This window comes from Staphylococcus ratti, from assembly GCF_020883535.1.
GTDB classification, from domain to species: domain Bacteria; phylum Bacillota; class Bacilli; order Staphylococcales; family Staphylococcaceae; genus Staphylococcus; species Staphylococcus ratti.
Genome location: NZ_CP086654.1, coordinates 376,524 through 396,933, shown reverse-complemented (window position 1 = coordinate 396,933; position 20,410 = coordinate 376,524). Strand labels below are relative to the sequence as shown.

The 20,410-nt window shown below is 38.7% G+C and carries 11 protein-coding genes; 4 read left to right on the top strand and 7 right to left on the bottom strand.

What is annotated here, in order from left to right; translation table 11 throughout:
- Positions 1-168 precede the first annotated feature (168 nt).
- Positions 169-7,656: an Ig-like domain-containing protein gene (locus LN051_RS01680; protein ID WP_229292904.1), complete on the bottom strand. Its 7,488-nt coding sequence runs from the start codon at positions 7,654-7,656 to the stop codon at positions 169-171.
- Between the two features lie 421 nt (positions 7,657-8,077).
- On the opposite strand from LN051_RS01680, the gene LN051_RS01675 reads away from it, so the two are divergent.
- Both LN051_RS01675 and LN051_RS01670 read left to right on the top strand, forming a co-directional pair.
- Positions 8,078-9,208 (top strand): sugar diacid recognition domain-containing protein, encoded by a 1,131-nt coding sequence (locus tag LN051_RS01675; protein WP_229292903.1) that lies wholly within the window; start codon positions 8,078-8,080, stop codon positions 9,206-9,208.
- A 286-nt stretch (positions 9,209-9,494) separates the two neighbouring features.
- Positions 9,495-9,896 (top strand): hypothetical protein, encoded by a 402-nt coding sequence (locus LN051_RS01670; RefSeq protein ID WP_229292902.1) that lies wholly within the window; start codon positions 9,495-9,497, stop codon positions 9,894-9,896.
- 42 nt (positions 9,897-9,938) lie between these two features.
- Here the strand turns inward: LN051_RS01670 and LN051_RS01665 are convergent, their stop codons facing one another.
- The 4 genes from LN051_RS01665 to LN051_RS01650 all read right to left on the bottom strand — a co-directional run bounded on the left by LN051_RS01665 (position 9,939) and on the right by LN051_RS01650 (position 14,920).
- Complete coding sequence (locus LN051_RS01665) at positions 9,939-10,325, bottom strand: NUDIX hydrolase (protein WP_229292901.1); 387 nt, start codon at positions 10,323-10,325, stop codon at positions 9,939-9,941.
- 69 nt (positions 10,326-10,394) lie between these two features.
- On the bottom strand, positions 10,395-11,546 hold the full coding sequence (locus tag LN051_RS01660; protein ID WP_229292900.1) for an FAD/NAD(P)-binding protein: 1,152 nt from the start codon (positions 11,544-11,546) through the stop codon (positions 10,395-10,397).
- A 786-nt stretch (positions 11,547-12,332) separates the two neighbouring features.
- Positions 12,333-13,784: a DUF6056 family protein gene (locus tag LN051_RS01655; protein WP_229292899.1), complete on the bottom strand. Its 1,452-nt coding sequence runs from the start codon at positions 13,782-13,784 to the stop codon at positions 12,333-12,335.
- 254 nt (positions 13,785-14,038) lie between these two features.
- Positions 14,039-14,920 (bottom strand): SDR family oxidoreductase, encoded by an 882-nt coding sequence (locus LN051_RS01650; protein ID WP_229292898.1) that lies wholly within the window; start codon positions 14,918-14,920, stop codon positions 14,039-14,041.
- A 132-nt stretch (positions 14,921-15,052) separates the two neighbouring features.
- Between LN051_RS01650 and LN051_RS01645 the strand changes: the two genes are divergently transcribed.
- The gene (locus LN051_RS01645; protein ID WP_229292897.1) at positions 15,053-15,253 is read left to right on the top strand and encodes a VraH family peptide resistance protein; all 201 of its coding nucleotides are present in this window, start codon (positions 15,053-15,055) and stop codon (positions 15,251-15,253) included.
- 264 nt (positions 15,254-15,517) lie between these two features.
- Here LN051_RS01645 and LN051_RS01640 read toward each other — a convergent pair whose 3' ends face one another.
- Both LN051_RS01640 and LN051_RS01635 read right to left on the bottom strand, forming a co-directional pair.
- Positions 15,518-16,669, bottom strand: coding sequence for a dicarboxylate/amino acid:cation symporter (locus LN051_RS01640; RefSeq protein ID WP_229292896.1), 1,152 nt, complete (start codon positions 16,667-16,669; stop codon positions 15,518-15,520).
- Positions 16,670-17,014: 345 nt separating this feature from the next.
- Positions 17,015-18,145 carry a hypothetical protein gene (locus LN051_RS01635; RefSeq protein ID WP_229292895.1) on the bottom strand — a complete coding sequence of 377 codons (1,131 nt, stop codon included), beginning with the start codon at positions 18,143-18,145 and terminating at the stop codon, positions 17,015-17,017.
- Between the two features lie 257 nt (positions 18,146-18,402).
- Here LN051_RS01635 and LN051_RS01630 point away from each other — a divergent pair, with 257 nt between their 5' ends.
- Complete coding sequence (locus tag LN051_RS01630; protein WP_229292894.1) at positions 18,403-20,397, top strand: catalase; 1,995 nt, start codon at positions 18,403-18,405, stop codon at positions 20,395-20,397.
- Positions 20,398-20,410 lie beyond the last annotated feature (13 nt).

Below are 20,410 nucleotides of genomic sequence, written 5' to 3'. Positions count from 1 at the left end.
ATTTACAAAATCGCGAATGCTCTAATTTATAACAATCGTGTATTACTGAAGAAGCCAAGACATTGAATGTCCTGGCCTCTTAACTTACTAAAATACATTGTGTGACAACTTTCATCTTCGAATCTCATTATAAATCAAACTATACTTTATAATTGAGTTTCTATAACATTATTTATCTTCTTTTTCTTTACGACGTCTACCTAATAAGAATAGAGAACCGAATGCAGCAATCAAGCCACCGAATAATGTTGGGTTTGTGCTTGTTGTACCTGTTTCAGGTAACGCTTTAGCCTCTTTTGAAGAAGCCACTTTGTGAGCATCTCCATCTTTGTCAACCGAAGCGTCTACTGATTTACCGTTCGAAGGTGCAACAGTCACTGTTGAATCTGGCTTTCCTGCTCCTGTGATTGTTTTGTCTTCCGGCTTAGTAGACGTAATACCTGGTTTTTCAGATGATGCTTTAGCAACTACTACACTGCTTCCTGGTTTTGATATGTTGCCATTACTATCTGTCAACACTGCTGTGATTACATCACCTTGTTTTAATTCTGTTCCTTCTGGTACTTCAACACTCCAGTTACCGTTTTCATCAACTGTTCCTGTCGCTGTTTCTCCATTCGGGAACGTTACTGTTACTGTTGATCCTGGTTCGCCTGTTCCTGTAATCACTTTATCCCCTGGTTGTGGCGCGTTTACTACTGGTGCGTCTGGCGCGATTGTATCATTTACTTTCACGCTGCTTGGTTCTGATGCATTTCCGTTACTATCAGTAACGACTGCTGTAATTACATCATCTTGTTTTAATTCTGTTCCTTCTGGAACCTCAACACTCCAGTTACCGTTTTCATCAACTGTTCCTGTCGCTGTTTCTCCATTCGGGAACGTTACTGTTACAGTACTTCCTGGCTCGCCTGTTCCTGTAATTGTCTTATCCCCTGGTTGTACTGCGTTTACTACTGGCGCTTCTGGCGCGATTGTATCATTTACTTTCACGCTGCTTGGTTCTGACGCATTTCCGTTACTATCAGTAACGACTGCTGTAATTACGTCATCTTGTTTTAATTCTGTTCCTTCTGGTACTTCAACACTCCAGTTACCGTTTTCATCAACTGTTCCTGTCGCTGTTTCTCCATTCGGGAACGTTACTGTTACTGTTGATCCTGGCTCGCCTGTTCCTGTAATTGTCTTATCCCCTGGTTGTACTGCGTTTACTACTGGCGCTTCTGGCGCGATTGTATCATTTACTTTCACGCTGCTTGGTTCTGACGCATTTCCGTTACTATCAGTAACGACTGCTGTAATTACATCATCTTGTTTCAATTCTGTTCCTTCTGGTACCTCAACGCTCCAGTTACCGTTTTCATCAACTGTGCCTGTCGCTGTTTCTCCATTCGGGAACGTTACTGTTACAGTACTTCCTGGCTCGCCTGTTCCTGTAATTGTCTTATCCCCTGGTTGTACTGCGTTTACTACTGGTGCGTCTGGCGCAATTGTATCGTTAACTGTTACATTTCCTGCTTCTGATACATTTCCATTACCATCAGTAACGACTGCTGTAATTACGTCATCTTGTTTTAATTCTGTTCCTTCTGGTACCTCAACACTCCAGTTACCGTTTTCGTCAACTGTTCCTGTCGCTGTTTCTCCATTCGGGAACGTTACTGTTACTGTTGAACCTGGTTCGCCTGTTCCTGTAATTGTCTTGTCCCCTGGTTGTACTGCGTTTACTACTGGCGCGTCTGGCGCAATTGTATCGTTAACTGTTACATTTCCTGGTTCTGATACATTTCCGTTACTATCAGTAACGACCGCTGTAATTACATCATCTTGTTTCAATTCTGTTCCTTCTGGTACCTCAACGCTCCAGTTACCGTTTTCATCAACTGTTCCTGTCGCTGTTTCTCCATTCGGGAACGTTACTGTTACAGTACTTCCTGGCTCGCCTGTTCCTGTAATTGTCTTATCCCCTGGTTGTACTGCGTTTACTACTGGTGCGTCTGGCGCAATTGTATCGTTAACTGTTACATTTCCTGCTTCTGATACATTTCCATTACCATCAGTAACGACTGCTGTAATTACGTCATCTTGTTTTAATTCTGTTCCTTCTGGTACCTCAACACTCCAGTTACCGTTTTCATCAACTGTTCCTGTCGCTGTTTCTCCATTCGGGAACGTTACTGTTACTGTTGATCCTGGCTCGCCTGTTCCTGTAATTGTCTTATCCCCTGGTTGTACTGCGTTTACTACTGGCGCTTCTGGCGCGATTGTATCATTTACTTTCACGCTGCTTGGTTCTGACGCATTTCCGTTACTATCAGTAACGACTGCTGTAATTACATCATCTTGTTTCAATTCTGTTCCTTCTGGTACCTCAACGCTCCAGTTACCGTTTTCATCAACTGTGCCTGTCGCTGTTTCTCCATTCGGGAACGTTACTGTTACAGTACTTCCTGGCTCGCCTGTTCCTGTAATTGTCTTATCCCCTGGTTGTACTGCGTTTACTACTGGTGCGTCTGGCGCAATTGTATCGTTAACTGTTACATTTCCTGCTTCTGATACATTTCCATTACCATCAGTAACGACTGCTGTAATTACGTCATCTTGTTTTAATTCTGTTCCTTCTGGTACCTCAACACTCCAGTTACCGTTTTCGTCAACTGTTCCTGTCGCTGTTTCTCCATTCGGGAACATTACTGTTACTGTTGAACCTGGTTCGCCTGTTCCTGTAATTGTCTTGTCCCCTGGTTGTACTGCGTTTACTACTGGTGCGTCTGGCGCAATTGTATCGTTAACTGTTACATTTCCTGCTTCTGATACATTTCCATTACCATCAGTAACGACTGCTGTAATTACGTCATCTTGTTTTAATTCTGTTCCTTCTGGTACCTCAACACTCCAGTTACCGTTTTCGTCAACTGTTCCTGTCGCTGTTTCTCCATTCGGGAACGTTACTGTTACTGTTGAACCTGGTTCGCCTGTTCCTGTAATTGTCTTGTCCCCTGGTTGTACTGCGTTTACTACTGGCGCGTCTGGCGCAATTGTATCGTTAACTGTTACATTTCCTGGTTCTGATACATTTCCGTTACTATCAGTAACGACCGCTGTAATTACATCATCTTGTTTTAATTCTGTTCCTTCTGGTACTTCAACACTCCAGTTACCGTTTTCATCAACTGTTCCTGTCGCTGTTTCTCCATTCGGGAACATTACTGTTACTGTTGAACCTGGTTCGCCTGTTCCTGTAATTGTCTTGTCCCCTGGTTGTACTGCGTTTACTACTGGCGCATCTGGGGCTGTTACGTCTTTGTTAGGATCTTCGATCACTGTTGTTGTTCCTGGCTCCGATACATTTCCTGCCGCATCTGTCGCAGTCGCTGTGATTGTTTCTCCTGGTGCTAATTCTTCTGTTGTTGGTACTTCTACACTCCAGTTGCCTGCTCCATCTACTGGTGCTTCTACTGTTTCACCGTTCGGGAATGTTACCGCTACTGTTGAATTTGGTTCCGCTGTTCCTCTTACTGTGCGGTCGCCTTCAATTGGTGCATCGATAACTGGCGCATCCGGTGCTGTTACGTCTTTGTTAGGATCTTCGATCACTGTTGTTGTTCCTGGTTCTGATACATTTCCTGCCGCATCTGTCGCAGTCGCTGTGATTGTTTCTCCTGGTGCTAATTCTTCTGTTGTTGGTACTTCTACACTCCAGTTACCGTTTTCATCAACTGTTCCTGTCGCTGTTTCTCCATTCGGGAACATTACTGTTACTGTTGAACCTGGTTCGCCTGTTCCTGTAATTGTCTTGTCCCCTGGTTGTACTGCGTTTACTACTGGCGCATCTGGGGCTGTTACGTCTTTGTTAGGATCTTCGATCACTGTTGTTGTTCCTGGTTCTGATACATTTCCTGCCGCATCTGTCGCAGTCGCTGTGATTGTTTCTCCTGGTGCTAATTCTTCTGTTGTTGGTACTTCTACACTCCAGTTGCCTGCTCCATCTACTGGTGCTTCTACTGTTTCACCGTTCGGGAATGTTACCGCTACTGTTGAATTTGGTTCCGCTGTTCCTCTTACTGTGCGGTCGCCTTCAATTGGTGCATCGATAACTGGCGCATCCGGCGCTGTTACGTCTTTGTTAGGATCTTCGATCACTGTTGTTGTTCCTGGTTCTGATACATTTCCTGCCGCATCTGTCGCAGTCGCTGTGATTGTTTCTCCTGGTGCTAATTCTTCTGTTGTTGGTACTTCTACACTCCAGTTGCCTGCTCCATCTACTGGTGCTTCTACTGTTTCACCGTTCGGGAATGTTACCGCTACTGTTGAATTTGGTTCCGCTGTTCCTCTTACTGTGCGGTCGCCTTCAATTGGTGCATCGATAACTGGCGCATCCGGCGCTGTTACGTCTTTGTTAGGATCTTCGATCACTGTTGTTGTTCCTGGCTCCGATACATTTCCTGCCGCATCTGTCGCAGTCGCTGTGATTGTTTCTCCTGGTGCTAATTCTTCTGTTGTTGGTACTTCTACACTCCAGTTGCCTGCTCCATCTACTGGTGCTTCTACTGTTTCACCGTTCGGGAATGTTACCGCTACCGTTGAATTTGGTTCCGCTGTTCCTCTTACTGTACGGTCGCCTTCAATTGGTGCATCGATAACTGGCGCATCCGGTGCTGTTACGTCTTTGTTAGGATCTTCGATCACTGTTGTTGTTCCTGGTTCTGATACATTTCCTGCCGCATCTGTCGCAGTCGCTGTGATTGTTTCTCCTGGTGCTAATTCTTCTGTTGTTGGTACTTCTACACTCCAGTTGCCTGCTCCGTCTACTGGTGCTTCTACTGTTTCACCGTTCGGGAATGTTACCGCTACTGTTGAATTTGGTTCCGCTGTTCCTCTTACAGTACGGTCGCCTTCAATTGGTGCGTCGATAACTGGCGCATCTGGCGCTGTTACATCAGGTGTATCAGTTACTGTTACTGGTACTTCAACACGATCTTGAGATCCATCGTTATAAGTAATAATAACAGCTGCCTTAATTGGATCGCCGTCTGCCGTTGGCGCATCTACATTCGGTACTACTTCCCAAGAATAAACCGCATCAGCTGGTAAATCCGCAATATTTGAAATACCGTCTCGTGGATCCGGTGTCACGCCTACTGGTGTTTCTACAGGTTGACCTACTGGTGTATAGTTATCCGCTGTTTGAACTGGTTGCGGTTTTTCTTCAATAGTAGGATCTATTTCATCTACGATACCATCTAAATCAATGTCTACAGCTTGATAAAATCCTGTACCATAAGAATTTGGAATCACTTCATTTTTACTATTTACAAAGTAACCTGTAAATCCGAAGTTTTCATCACGATTTTCTCCTAAGATTTTATTGATTGTGACATCATCACGTAATACAGCAACTACCCTTACTTTGGCTGGCTGAATTAAACCAGGGTTGAAATTCACTTGACGCGCATCGACATTGATTGCAATAGCATCAAGATTAATGTAACCTTGACCCGGTGTAAGTTCAACATCTGGTACAGAATAAGAGGCTTTATCGGCAGAACCTGTACGCGTGTCATTCCACGTAGTACCTGTTGTATATGCTGATTCAATATTGGTACCGTTATTAAAACGGTATTCAAAATTGTTCCATCCGCCAGTCTTATTAAGATTTGATTCCTTGTTGAAACGATCTTGTAATTCAGTACTTACTGACCAATCCGTACCATTTTGATTTAAATAATGAATTTCAACATCTTTAATGTATGGTAATAAACGAGGATCAATCTCAAAATGGTATTTCCAATCTCGGTTCGGTTGTCCACCATAACCATTCAATGTACCATTTGATGACTTATTAATATATTGGTCAAATACGATACCGCCGTTCGTACCTGCTTCTGGTTCGAACTGCGTAATAGAACCAGAACCAGTAAACCAGTTACGTTCTTGTAAATTAGTCGCATTAGTTAAACCATCTTTGTCATCTCTAGCAACTTGGAAATAGTTACTACGGTCAGTATTGTTAATCAGTTGACCTTTATTTGTTAATGTGTACGTTCTAAAGGCAAGGTCACCATTTTGTAGTAAAGGATCATCTGCAAAAATTTGTGATACAGGAACGTCTAAGTTGATTTTTGATTTACTTAGTTGAGAAATAGCTGGTTGATCACCAATGAATACAGATGTTTGGTTGTCTGTATAAGCTAACGCGTTAAATGTACGCATTTTCCAAGTGTTTGTTAACTCACCTTTAGCATTAACTACACGTTCCCATTCAAATGGACGTTGCGGCGCAGCTCCTCCAGCTGTTGAAGCAATGTTACCTGTAATAGAAGTCACATATTTAGCGATACGTTCATCTAGTTCAATATACGTCTCCATTCCAGAAGTAACACGGTTTAAGTTGAATACACTTGATAAATCAAAATCAATCGAATGATCTGCTTGTGCTTCACTTGAACTTAAATCTTCTAAAATTGGTGTAATATGAACATCTTCTTCAGTACGTGGAAAATTATTTTCTGCTGAATAAGGTACACCTGTATATGTTTGACCATTCTTGTCATAACCATAGCTTACATAAATAGGTGCTTGAACTTCATCTACAGTACCATCCGGATAAGTAGCTACAACTGTAGCTAATTGATGTCCCACTTGTTGAAATGCATTGTTATTTTTAAATGCATATTGTGTATTAGCAGGTAATTCATCTTTGTTTGAAATCGCTAATGACGCATCTCCTACTTCACCAAAACGGTAATTTGTCGCCGCTTGGTTTGCATAAGGTTGATACGTCGCATTATCCGCTAAACCATCTTGTGGTGTAACAACTGCACGAAATGCAGTTTTACCGTATGTTACTGAGCCAATGTCAGATAGTGCTGAAGTTTGGCGACGATCTAATGTTGTCGCTTCTGTCTTAGCAGCATTTTGAGCTGCTACTAAACCATCTAATAACGCTGCTTGTAACGCTTCAGGCGTCGTGTTGTTATAGTCTAGGTTTAAATCGCTTACTAAAGTTTCTGCTTCTGATGCTGATAATGGCGTTGTTGACGTTACATAGTCTACTGCTGTTGTTTGATCGTTTACTGAAGTAATATCCGGTTCAGATGCATGAGTTACTTCAGTTGATGATGTAGAGGCATCACTTGTTGTTGGTGCTGCTGGAATTGCTTCGGATGTTGGTGCTTCTTGCACAACCTCGTTCGAAGTTTCTTCTTCAACAGAAGGCACTTCGTTTGTTGTATCCTCTGAAGAAGTTGCTTTTGATGTTGGTTCTGGCGATTCTGAAGCTTCTGTTGTATTCTTAGGTGCTACTTCTGCCTCTACCACTTCTTCTTTTGTGACTGTTGACTCAGGTGTCTCTACTTCAGTAACAGTTTGCTCTGTTGTTGGCGCTTCTGACGCTTCCTCATCTGTTGTTACTTCTTCGACTTCAGCTGCTACCTCAGCTGTGCTCTTTTCTACTGGTGAGACTTCTAATTTTTTCTCATCTGTCGATGTTGATGCTTTATCTGCTGGTGCTTCTTCAGCTTGTGCATCATTTTGTGCACCGAACAATAAGATAGCTCCCACTAAAATAGAAGCTGTGCCTACTGTAAATTTGCGAATAGAATACTTATTCTGTCGATTTGGTAAGAAATCAAGACGTTTGTTTGACTTTTTCATGTTTGACGCAGGTCTCCTTTGCAAAAAATGTTTTTGCTCCCCACTAAATCTCTTTTTAAATTATAAGTAGAGCAATACACTTTTAATTTATCATACACCAACGTTAAAGTTGATAGTACGTAATTCTATTTCTAATTTTATTTAGTTAAAAAGTTTGTTGACTTCGAAACAAATTATGTTTATTCTCAATGTTTTTAGGCTATACATGCTATTGAAAGCTTCACTCAAGAAAAATTATTCTTGTATAAATGCACAATAACTTGAAAGCAAATTGCTCAACCTTTTTAACTTAAAGTGTTACTATAAATTTGTACATAACATTTCTTCTAACTATTTATTGTGTAAAACAAAGTGGTATCTACTGTTAAACTATATTAAAATATAAAAGATTTAGAATTAGACACGGAGGACGGAAACTTATATGAGAAAAGAATATTGGGCTCAAAAAACAATTAAAAAAACAGCATCCATTATAAAAAAAGATATTCTTGTCACTAACCTAAGTGGCCAGATCATTGCTTCTTCTAACACGAAATACTTAGGCCAATCTCATAAAGCCGCCATCCATTCTATTCGCCGTAATGTGCCGCTCGAAATTGAAGAAGAAGATATGAAATTTTGGCACGTTGACAGTCCATGTATTGTCGTCCCTTTTGAAGACGAAACTGATACACACGGTGCCGTAATTATTTTAGGCCATCCTGATGATATACGTGATTATTCTCATTTGCTCAAACTCAATGCAGAATTCATCGTTTCACAAGAGAAAGAAAGAGCGGACGAACACAACAGCCAATTATCTCGTACACAAACGTTGTCTTATATTTTGTTTAATCAAAATCGACAAATTCAAAATTATAATCGCAAAGGGATTCTTGAACATTTAGGGCTTAATGAAGCACTTACTGTTGGGCTCATTCAAATTGACACAACGAGTAAAGCGAAAATTAAGCATTTACGTAAAATGCTCAATAACTGGAAACTTCCTAACGATGATATTATTGAAATTATGCCTCAGGAATATATTTTCATCTTTAAAGCGAATAAAAATCGTGGGAGAACATTGAAAGAAATCAAACAGTTTATAGAAAAACAGCATGAAGAAGATACACTGAACAAAACACTTATTACGTTAGGCTCACTCAATACAGGTGTTCAAGGATTAATTCAATCCTACAATGAAGCTATTGCGCTACAAAAACTTATTCGTAGTTTAGGACATTTTGAAGGCGTCCATACTTATAAAGAATACGAGTTAGAAACGCTTTGTAGCAATATTAGTCATTTCACACCAAACAATGAGACGTCACTTGTTTCTAACTACAAAAAACTCCTTGATTTTGGTGAAGATAAATATTTAAATGAGACTGTTGAAGCTTACTTCCGCAATCATGGAAAACTGGTTAAAACTGCCAACGATTTGTATATTCATCGTAATACACTGAATTATCGTATTAAAAAAATTCATGATATAACAGGTTGGGATCCTAACACGATAGATGGTATTGTCCTACTAAGAATCGCACAAATGCTTTATACGAAATCAAAGTAATACGACCTGAGGCTTTGATAAATAGTCGTGACACATTGAAATAGGCGATGTAGATTTTAGCGCTAAAACTTATTCATACAACAAAACGCATCACGACTTCTATTGCTCATACCTTCTTTAATGTGACTCTTGTGCCAGGACATCATGAATGAACAGAAATCGATATACTCGACTTCCTACTAGTAAAACTTTCTACCAACTGTTCATATTTCTATAAAATATGTCTCTCGTCAGTGACACCGAATTATAGTATGCTATAAAAAATGAGACGGAGGCGTATACCATTATGATGAGAAAAATAAAAAGTGGCATATACAAAATAATGAACCAACTTGGCTCCAAAGCAATGAATGTCATATTTATTATTGCTTTCATCTTGTTAATTGCTTTCATCGGTATGGGGACTTTTATCCCTGAACACAACCGACACACTTATGAAGGACAGGTTGTAGAAAAATATGCAGAAAATCATAGCATTTCCACTGGAAGAACGTATTTTATCGAATTAAAAAAAGATCAGAAAACAACTAAAATCGAAAATGCAGACATCTTATTACGTCAAAAATTTAATAGTAGCGAGATTCAAAATGAAATTAAAGAAGGTCAATACGTCAAAGTTGAAACAATGGGTTTTAACCTTCCTCAACTGGGGCTTTATCCTAATTTAACGCATATCGAATCTAAATAAGACAAGCCCGACATTGAAAATATGCTCTATGTCGGGCTTATCTTATTTTTCATATTTATCTATCCATTTTAAAACAGCAGGTGCGATACGTTGTTGATCATCGATATCTACCCAATCAATATTAGTAATTTCTGAATCGATAGCGACTTGTGTCCAATCAATCTCTCTTTTTGCACGAAAGCCGTTTAATTCTGTTGTCTCATCGGGTTGCGGGTAGGCAGGGCCAACAACGCTACCGATAAATTCAATGTCATCCTCTGTTAAATCAAGCTGTAGTTCTTCTTTTACTTCACGAATTAACGCCGCTTCCAACGTCTCTCCTACGTCTATTTTACCTCCAGGAAAATACATTTTTTCACGATGGCGCACTTGAACAAGTCGCAATGCACTGCCCTTTCTCTCCACTAAACATACACAACGTATTGTCATTATTTCTCCTCACTTATCATCCAATGTTTAATTCAAATGATAGCTTAAATAGACAATTATTTTCAAAGACTAACTGGCTAAATGTTTCACTTTATTTTGGTACGTGTCACCAATACGTAATGCAGCTTGACGTCCACCCATAATATTTCTCGCGAAAGGTCCGAGTTCTAAATCCGCCATCATCCCTGCAACATATAAATTCGGCAACCATTCTAATTCTGTCGTCGTTTGAGGAAAATCATCAACACAACGCGCTTGTGGCATTGCACAAAGACGCTGCATTAATGGTTGTTGCATGACATCATACTTAAATCCAGTCGCAAGTAAGATACTATCGTAATAAATACGTTCCTTTTCAGTCACAATGTAGTGGTCCTCACAAGAAATAATAGGGGCATGATGGATAACTAAGCGTCCTTCTTGTTGATAATGTTTCAATGCCATCACCATATCTTTAGGCATTGAACCTTTATGACGCTCTTTTTGATTAATTGTTATACGTTTAAATAAATCTTGCTCCTGTTGAAAGCCGCGCATATTTTTTGGTCCTAACCAAGCAGGATCTGCATCAAAATCAAATATTTCAAAGTCTTTTTTCATCCACAAATGGATTTGTTTTTCAAGTTGCTCAGTAAGTAATTTTAACGTTAAATGTCCTGAGGATATTCCACTTCCTACTACGTGAGACGCCTCATAGTTAGGTGTCATCGTAGTATCGTGAATATGCATTACATCCGCACGGCCCTCAAAGATTTCTGGAATTTTAGGGTGGTGATGTGTCCCCATAGCTAAAATGACATGTTGTGTATGCAACCATTGCCCATTTCCAAGGCGCACATCCCATTGATTCCCTTCTTTTTTAATATCTATTGCTTTTTGTTGAATATGGCTTGCTTCTAAATTGTACTGTGCGATCCAGTAACGTGTATGGTCAAAGAACATATCTAACCTCGGACGTCGGTGTTGTCCTTTGAAAGGTTGCGCATAATGTTCTACTCTCGCAAATTTTTTTAAATCAAACGGACCAGGGTGGCAATGATGTACAATCGGTGAACGTAAATATTCCATTCCTATGCGCTGAGTTTGATTTTCAAATTGTGCCATTAATTTTTCATTGGGATCAATAATATATAAATTTTTCTGTGATAATCCTAAAGCTCTTAAATGTATTGCAATTGTAGTGGCTTGAACACCCCCACCAATAATCATCCATTTCGACATGCGAACACCTCATTTATAAATCGTAATCATTTCGTTTTATAAATGATAATGGATTTCAATTATAAATGCAACTCATCTTCAACCCAAAAAGAGTGTGACGACGAAATCTTATAGATTTCTGTCCCACTCCTATAATGAGAAGATAACTGTTAATAAGCACAGTAGCTGTCTGGATTGAAATTTCGCTTAACAACTCATTTCAACCCTAGTCAGCCTTGTCGGGGCGGGACTACGAAATCAAATAGATTTCTGTCCCGCTTCTATATTGAGAAGGTAACTGTTAATATGCACAGTAGCTGTCTGGATTGAAATTTCGCTTAACAGCTCTTTTCAATCCGAGTCAGCCTTGTCGGGGCGGGACTACGAAATCAAATAGATTTCTGTCCCGCTCCTATATTGAGAAGGTAACTGTTAATATGCACAGTAGCTGTCTGGATTGAAATTTCGTTTAACAGCTCTTTTCAATCCTAGTCAGCCTTGTCGGGGCGGGACTACGAAATCAAATAGATTTCTGTCCCGCTTCTATATTGAGAAGGTAACTGTTAATATGCACAGTAGCTGTCTGGATTGAAATTTCGCTTAACAGCTCTTTTCTACCCTAGTCAGCCTTGTCGGGGCGGGACTACGAAATCAAATAGATTTCTGTCCCGCTTCTATATTGAGAAGGTAACTGTTAATATGCACAGTAGCTGTCTGGATTGAAATTTCGCTTAACAGCTCTTTTCTACCCTAGTCAGCCTTGTCGGGGCGGGACTACGAAATCAAATAGATTTCTGTCCCGCTCCCCTACTTAAAATCTAGTTTGACGTGTTCGGGCACACCCCAATACGTTTTGAAAATCGTCGTCTTTTTTTCGTCATAAGGAGAAGAATGTTGCATATACGATTCGAATGGCAATCGTGAAACCGTGTATTCAGTCAGATGAGGATTCTGTTTTATTGCGTTTTCTAAAGCATTAATGCGTTTAAACTGTGCAATTGAAATTGTACTAAAAATAATAATCAAACTTAATGCCATCACAGCAGTTATTGCTAACACGATTTTGTATGGTCTTAAATTCATTTGAGAAATGAGTGCCATCGTTATAATGACATAAATCATATAAATTGAATAAAAATTTCGTGGCCCTATCGGTTGAACAATAAGTAAAGGCGCCGTCATGAGCGGAATCATCCATAATAATATGATGCAATATCGCTTCACTCGCCCTGAAGGTAACCCCTTAATAATTGCGAAATTAAGACTAAGAAAAAATATGACTGCAACGATCATATTAGTAATCGCTACACTCCACGCTTCATTACTTTGTTCAAAATGAAATGGAATACGAACCAACACTGTATATAACGGAGCAGAAAGTAACCCTATGATTAATGTACTTTTATTCAACCGTGTTAAATGACTGCGCTTTATGAGCATTATCATTAATAGTGCCATCACAGTGAGAATTACAATAGATTGAAAGATGATTTTATCTGGAAATTGTGAGAATAAAGTGCCTATGACTTTAGCAATAATACCATGCTGCTCATCCGACACTTTTTGATAATTAGATTTTCCAGCTATAATGTTTAAATAATTAGGGTTCATAAACATAATAAGCGCACCAATAACAGTGCTAAGGCTCATGGCTAATACAACGCTCGGTAATCGTTTGTATTTATAAATAACCCCTACCACAAGTAAAAATGAAATCATTACATTAAATAATGTCATATTTTCCATAAACCACTGACCAATGAGTGATACTACAATTAATGTTATACTTTCAGAAGGCTTTAAATGCCATCCTTCAAAAATTTTTAAACTACAACGTAAAATAAAAAACGAACAAAGTGTGGCTGGCACGTAATTATAAAACCCTGCAAACCATCCGTATGTTTGACTGTATATCGCTGTTGGAATGAGCAATACAAACATAAAAATCGTCATGTACATAAAACTACGTTCACTTTGTCGATGCTTCATGTCCGTAATATATTGAAAAATCATTGAAATCATAAGCACTGCACAGATGCTGTACGTCAAATATCGAAATAAAGGGATACGCACAGCAATAATTTCAAGTGTATTACCTAAGTACCGTCCATTAAGAGATTGAAATCCTTCTTTTAACATTTCTATCCCATAAGCACTTCCCCACTGTAAATCATCATGTATAAGTGGCGTCAATATACTCATTATTAAATAAAAGATAAAAATCGCTAATAAAATGTATTGATGTCGTTGGATTGTCATGTTCCCAATTCCTTTGCTGTAACATTTGGCCATAGTATATTAAAAAATGAATTGTTTATCTATTCCTACCGTTTGAATTAACTCGATTTTAACTTTTTATTCACATTAACTTCATAATATCCGCATAAAAGTAATGCAAACTCATCGTATACATACAATACGCATGCGAACTATCGTACGCATGCGTCGTTTTATAATCATAAAGCTATTTGAATACGCGTTCTTTTCTAACTCTCTTAAGGCTAAATCCTAATTTAATTAATTGGCGATCCACCTGTAACGCCATAAACTTGTCCAGTGATGAAACTTGCATTTTCTGAAGCAAGCAAGACGTAAACATCAGCCAATTCAACAGGTTGACCTGCACGTTGTAACGGTTCTTTCTTTCCAAAATCAGGAATATTTTTTTGAGGTTGACCACCACAAATTTGTAATGGCGTCCAAACTGGACCAGGTGCCACTGCATTTACTCTAATGCCTTTTGGTCCTAATTGTGCAGCTAAACCTTTTGTTAAAGAGATATTACATGATTTCGTCATCGCATAATCTAATAAATGTGCACTTGGTTTCACGCCTTGAATAGAGGACGTGATAATAATGCTCGAACCTGCGTCCATGTAATTGAGTGCTTCTTGAATAGAATAAACGTTTGAAAATACATTCACTTCAAATGTATCTGTCAATTGTTGCGCAGAAAGTTTTTGGATATCGTATTCATATTGTTGCATACCTGCATTAAGCACTAAAATATCGAGTCCACCAAGTTGTTCATGTGCATCTTTTACCATCTGTTTCGCATATGTTGCATCTCTTAAGTCTCCTGGCAATAATACAGCTTTACGGCCGGCTTTTTCAATGACTGCTTTCACTTCTTCTGCATCAGATTGTTCATCCGGATGGTAAGCAATCGCTACATCTGCCCCTTCTTTCGCATATGCAATCGCTGCAGCTCGTCCAATTCCTGAATCTCCACCTGTCACAAGTGCCTTTTTATCTGTAAGTTTATCTGAGCCTTTATAAGTCTCTTCACCACAATCAGGAACAGGTGTCATTTTATTTTGAATACCTGGGTATGGTTGCGGTTGTTCTTCATATTTCTCGTTATAAAATTGATTTAATGGATTTTGTTTTGTCATGCTTTTCCCTCATTTCTTCTAAAGTAATTATTATTTATATTCCCGTTCCTCCATACAAGAAACGTTGAAGTACTCGTGTTATAATACAGATAATAATTTCAAATGTAGAATGAGGTAAAAGGAGTATTTACTATGTCAATCAAACAATTTTTTGACGGTATGATTAACCGTCGTTGGACTTTAAAAGAAATTATCTTAATTGCTATTTACACTGTAGTCATTAGTATGATTTTGACACCGCTAATCGGTATTCCGGTAGGGATTGGTGTTTTCTATTATTTCCATATTTCAGAAGAAGAAAAACAAGCAATACGTAATCAATCCCGTTACTAAACTCAAATAAATATGAAAAGCACTACCGTTATTGTACACATCTTTCGTCTCAAAAAAGAAGGAGACCTTTTGTCTTTGAAAGAAATTATACAAAAATGTGTTGAACATCAGTAGTTTATCACCGATCTCATACTATTGATGTTTCCCCCTTATGGATTGGTACCTCTGTGGGCCTAGCTTTTTATGTTCATAGTTTTAGATGACGAAACATAACCTATAATAGATAAGGGACGTAGGCAATGTATGCCTTACGTCCCTTATCTATTATTTTTCACTATGTTTAAAACCTAATCGGTCAACAATGGCAGAAATTGCGCCATCTCCTGTAACGTTTGTTGCTGTACCTAAGCTATCTTGAGCCATGTAAAGGGCAATCATTAAGCCAATGGCCGCTTCATTAAAACCTAGAATTGATCCTAAAATCCCACTCGCCGCCATAACTGAACCGCCCGGAACACCTGGCGCTGCAATCATAATAATACCCAACATCAGTATAAAACCGATCATCGTTGAAATGCTCACTAATGATAAACTTGGCAACACGATCATAGCCGCCACAGAACAACTGACAAGTGTAATCGTAGAACCTGATAAATGAATTGTCGCAAGCAATGGTACACTAAAATCTGCTAGCGCTGGCGTCACATGGTTTTTCTTTGTTTGTTTTAATGTTACCGGAATCGTAGCAGCGCTACTCATCGTTCCCACTGCCGTAAAATACGCTGGTAACATCGTTTTCAACATACTGAATGGATTGCGTTGATTAAGCACGCCTGCAATGATGTATAGGATGCATAACCACACCCAATGTAAAACAATCGCAACGACTAAAACGAGACCAAAGACTTTCAAAATACTTCCCACTGTGCCTTGAGCAGTCATTTCTGCAAAAATAGTAGCAATATAAAGTGGTAAGAAAGGAATAATGACCTTTTCAATTAACACTTCAACAATGCGTTGCCCTTCATCGATGACTTTAATAATTGTCGTAGCATTCACCGCATGTGAAATAATACCGAACGCAAATGCGGTAATTAAAGCCGTTAAAACCCCCATTAATGGTTCGAATTCAAAAGTAAAAAACGGTTTAATTTCTGGTGGCTCCCCAGGTACTTTCCCTCCAGAAGCAATGACAGGCATCAATATATATGCCACTGTGAGTGCCATCAATCCCGCAATAATTGTAGAAGTGTATGCCACACCAACAGTCATGCCTACAAGGCGACCAGAACCTTTACCTAACGCAGTAATCCCTGCTGCAATAAAGAAAAAGATAATTAGTGGAATCATATAATTAATAAACTGGCCAAAAACGCCTTTAATTGTCACTAGGGTACGATTTAAAATTTCAATATCGAAGAACCCAATGATAATCCCCAAAATGATTCCTGCTATAAGCTTTCCTACTAACTTCATGAAACATGAACCTCCCTCATTTACAAATAAACCCCTTAACTGCAATATGTATAAGACGATAATGCGTTATAGCGCTTTATCTTATTTTGCTACACCAAAATACAAAAATCAACATAATTTCACACTATCTTTTATCCAAACTTACATAATGCTATTTTTACATAATAAATTTAAGCGCGCAGTCTAAAGTGAAAACAAAATATGCATGCTAAAGTTAGAAAAAAATCTTTTCAAATACAAAAAAGCCGGGACATCAACCTCCCTTGCTTTGGAATACCAATAAATGAATCCAAAAGGGCAATTTTGTCCCAACTTTAATTTGTATATTTCTTTATAGTAACTTTATTATCTAGGTTGTCTTGTTTTAAATAAATGTGCTCTAATCATTTGAAATGACTGCCAATCTTGTTCACTATAAAGTGCGATTTCATATTGTTCGAGCTGTTGTTGCACATAGGTTTTAACCTCTTCTGGCATATAATTCAAAACACCTGGATAATAGCGTTCATAAAAATCAAGAGAGATTTTACGCACCCATGTTTCTGCTTCTGTTGGAATATTTTGGACAAGATAAGACGCCCAAGCACGTCCTCGATGCTTTAAAATATAAAGTGCTAAGAAATCCAACTTTATATTTTCACCCCAAGAAATACCTGTCGGCTGAATCAACATTTTATCAAGCGGAAGTCCTAAATATGCCCGCTCATTTTCTATCGCGACGAGTAATTGTTGTTGGGTACGTACTTCCGGTTGAGAAACTTTGACCGTATTCATCGCGGTATTCAACTCTTCATCCCATCGTTTACAAGCAATCTTCGTGTGCCCTACTGCTGATAAGCCTAATGTATGTGGTAAATTGATCATACCTGCAATGGCTTGTTCTGCTTGAATTTTAGTCATATTAACCGTCAATGGGTCAAGTTGTAAACCTGTAATCATATAACGGGTATTAAAATAGTCTTTATATAATATAGTACCAATTGCATAATAATCCGAAGTAATAGAAGGAAAATGCGTCTCCATCACATTCGTCTTTACAATTCGGCTGTTCCAACGGTCAAACATTTCATACATATGTATTGCGTCTTTGCCAAAGTCCAATGACACTTTATTTGGGTTGCCTGGCGTTAGCGCTAAAGCAGATAAATTCGCAACATCACCACTAAAATTGAGCGTTTTCACATCATTGCTTATCATTTTATTAAAATTCCAAAAGCGTAGCCCCGTGCTACTAATTACAGACGCACCCGTACGGTTTTCAATTTCTGTTTTTGTCTTAGCAGAGATTTTCAATGTGATTTCAATTTCATCATAATATTGACCACATAATGCGCCAAACGCTTCTGCCACAAGGTCATTACGCACATGAATAGGGTCACTCATTTCAAAACGAATCTCTCCCCTGTGGCACTCGTCATAATAATATGCTCGAATAAAGCCTTGTTGATTAATGATGTCCTCAAAAGTAATTTTCATCACACACGTCTCCTTATTCATTTCCAATACTATTTTAACGTAAAAATGTAAATTTTTAATGAACTTAATAACTAAAGCGTTATATTGCCTATATCCCTCTTTTAATTTTATGCCGCTTCATAATAAATAACACTGACGAATTAAAACACTCCCAAAAATAGATGCGCCTCTCGTGTTTCATTCATCGATTGTAATGGTATAGAAAAGCGTATCGTATTTTACGAAATCAATATTAATAAGAAAGGGGCGCATCAACGTTGACAAACAAAAAAGATCAAAATTTAGAAGCATTCCGTAAAAGTAACGATGGCGAAGCAATGACGACAAATCAAGGCCTTAAAATTTCTGAAGATGAAAACACATTACGTTCACACGACCGTGGCCCCAGCCTCCTTGAAGACTTTCATTTCAGAGAAAAAATGACCCACTTTGACCATGAAAGAATACCAGAACGTATCGTACACGCACGAGGATATGGTGCACATGGCGAATTTCAAGCTTACGAAGACTTATCAGAATACACTTATGCAGATTTTTTAACTGACACAAATAAAACAACACCTGTTTTTGTTCGTTTTTCAACTGTTCAAGGATCTAAAGGTTCTCCAGATACCGTGAGAGATGTTCGAGGATTTGCGACAAAATTTTATACGGATCAAGGTGTTTTTGACCTCGTCGGCAATAACATTCCTGTCTTTTTTATCCAAGATGCGATAAAATTTCCAGATTTAATACACGCCGTTAAACCCGAACCTCATAACGAAATCCCACAAGGCGGTTCAGCACACGATACATTTTGGGATTTTTTCGCTCAAAATCCTGAGTCTACACATACGACGATGTGGGCGATGAGTGATCGCGGTATCCCTAAAAACTTCCGTCAAATGGAAGGATTTGGTGTCCATACTTTTCGTTTAATCAATCGAAATGGCGAGGCACATTTCGTAAAATTCCATTGGAAACCAAAACAAGGATTAGAGTCAATGGTTTGGGACGAAGCTCAAATCGTCGCAGGTAAAAATATTGATTTCCATCGTCAAGATTTATTTGAAGCTATCGAAAAAGGTGATTATCCAGAATGGGAACTCGGATTACAAATCATTCCAGAAAGCGACGAATTCCGCTTCGATTTTGATATTCTTGACCCAACAAAAATTTGGCCAGAAGATGAAGTACCAGTTAAAATCGTTGGTAAAATGACTTTAAATCGTAATGTAGACAATGTTTTCGCAGAAACAGAACAAGTCGCATTTCATCCGGGGCATATCGTACCTGGTATTGATTTTACAAATGATCCTTTATTACAAGGTCGACTTTTCTCATATACAGATACTCAAATTTCACGCCTTGGTGGCCCTAATTTCCATCAAATTCCAATCAATCGTCCTGTTACTCCAGTGCATAATAATCAACGTGACGGCATGCATCAAATGAATATCCATCAAGGCCAAACGGCTTACCATAACAACGCATTAAACCATAACAATCCACATACGACGCCACCTGAACAAGGCGGATTTGAACATTATCAAGAAAAAGTAGAAGGTCATAAAATTCAAAAACGTAGTGATAGCTTTAAAGATTACTACACACAACCAAGACTGTATTTAAATAGCTTAACTCAGCCAGAATTTGACCATACCGTCGCAGGATTTTCATTTGAACTTGGAAAATGTGCAGAAACTTCTGTAAAACAAAATGCAGTCAATCAACTTAATAAAGTGTCACGAAAACTTGCAGAACGTGTCGCAGAAAATATTGGCGTTTCCGTACCTAAAGATAATGAAGAAGTACAACTCGAACAATCAGATAGTCAACTGACTATGGAAAAATTTAAACGACCCCTTAGAGGTCATTCTGTCGGCATTATCGTAGATGGTAACCTCAGTCGTGACACGCTTAAAGCTTATGCTCAAGTAATGGTAGACAACCAATTAAACTATGCGTTTATTTCGGATAAACCACGAAACATTGAAGAAGATTTTGGCATTACCGAAACGTTTGATACTGTTCATCCAACGCTTTTTGACAGTTTAATCATTCTTGCTGAAAGTGAAAGTATTTTCGATAAAACTGAGGAATTTGCCGAATTAACGTATCAACATTTTAAACCACTTGTACTTAATGAAAATGCAAAAAAAGCACTTTCTAATAGTCGTGTAGATACGTCTCAACCTGGCGTATTGACGTCTGAAACGCCGGAGACAATCGTACAAGCATTTGAACAACCACGCTACTGGAATCGTAATTAACAACTAATTTTTT

What these genes read in the sequence shown, in the direction of transcription:
- LN051_RS01670 (WP_229292902.1), top strand. Translation starts at nt 9,495, where the DNA reads ATGATGAGAAAAATAAAAAGTGGCATATACAAAATAATGAACCAACTT.
- LN051_RS01655 (WP_229292899.1), bottom strand. Translation starts at nt 13,784, where the DNA reads ATGACAATCCAACGACATCAATACATTTTATTAGCGATTTTTATCTTT.
- LN051_RS01660 (WP_229292900.1), bottom strand. Translation starts at nt 11,546, where the DNA reads ATGTCGAAATGGATGATTATTGGTGGGGGTGTTCAAGCCACTACAATT.
- LN051_RS01650 (WP_229292898.1), bottom strand. Translation starts at nt 14,920, where the DNA reads ATGACAAAACAAAATCCATTAAATCAATTTTATAACGAGAAATATGAA.
- LN051_RS01665 (WP_229292901.1), bottom strand. Translation starts at nt 10,325, where the DNA reads ATGACAATACGTTGTGTATGTTTAGTGGAGAGAAAGGGCAGTGCATTG.
- LN051_RS01635 (WP_229292895.1), bottom strand. Translation starts at nt 18,145, where the DNA reads ATGAAAATTACTTTTGAGGACATCATTAATCAACAAGGCTTTATTCGA.
- LN051_RS01640 (WP_229292896.1), bottom strand. Translation starts at nt 16,669, where the DNA reads ATGAAGTTAGTAGGAAAGCTTATAGCAGGAATCATTTTGGGGATTATC.
- LN051_RS01645 (WP_229292897.1), top strand. Translation starts at nt 15,053, where the DNA reads ATGTCAATCAAACAATTTTTTGACGGTATGATTAACCGTCGTTGGACT.
- LN051_RS01675 (WP_229292903.1), top strand. Translation starts at nt 8,078, where the DNA reads ATGAGAAAAGAATATTGGGCTCAAAAAACAATTAAAAAAACAGCATCC.
- LN051_RS01680 (WP_229292904.1), bottom strand. Translation starts at nt 7,656, where the DNA reads ATGAAAAAGTCAAACAAACGTCTTGATTTCTTACCAAATCGACAGAAT.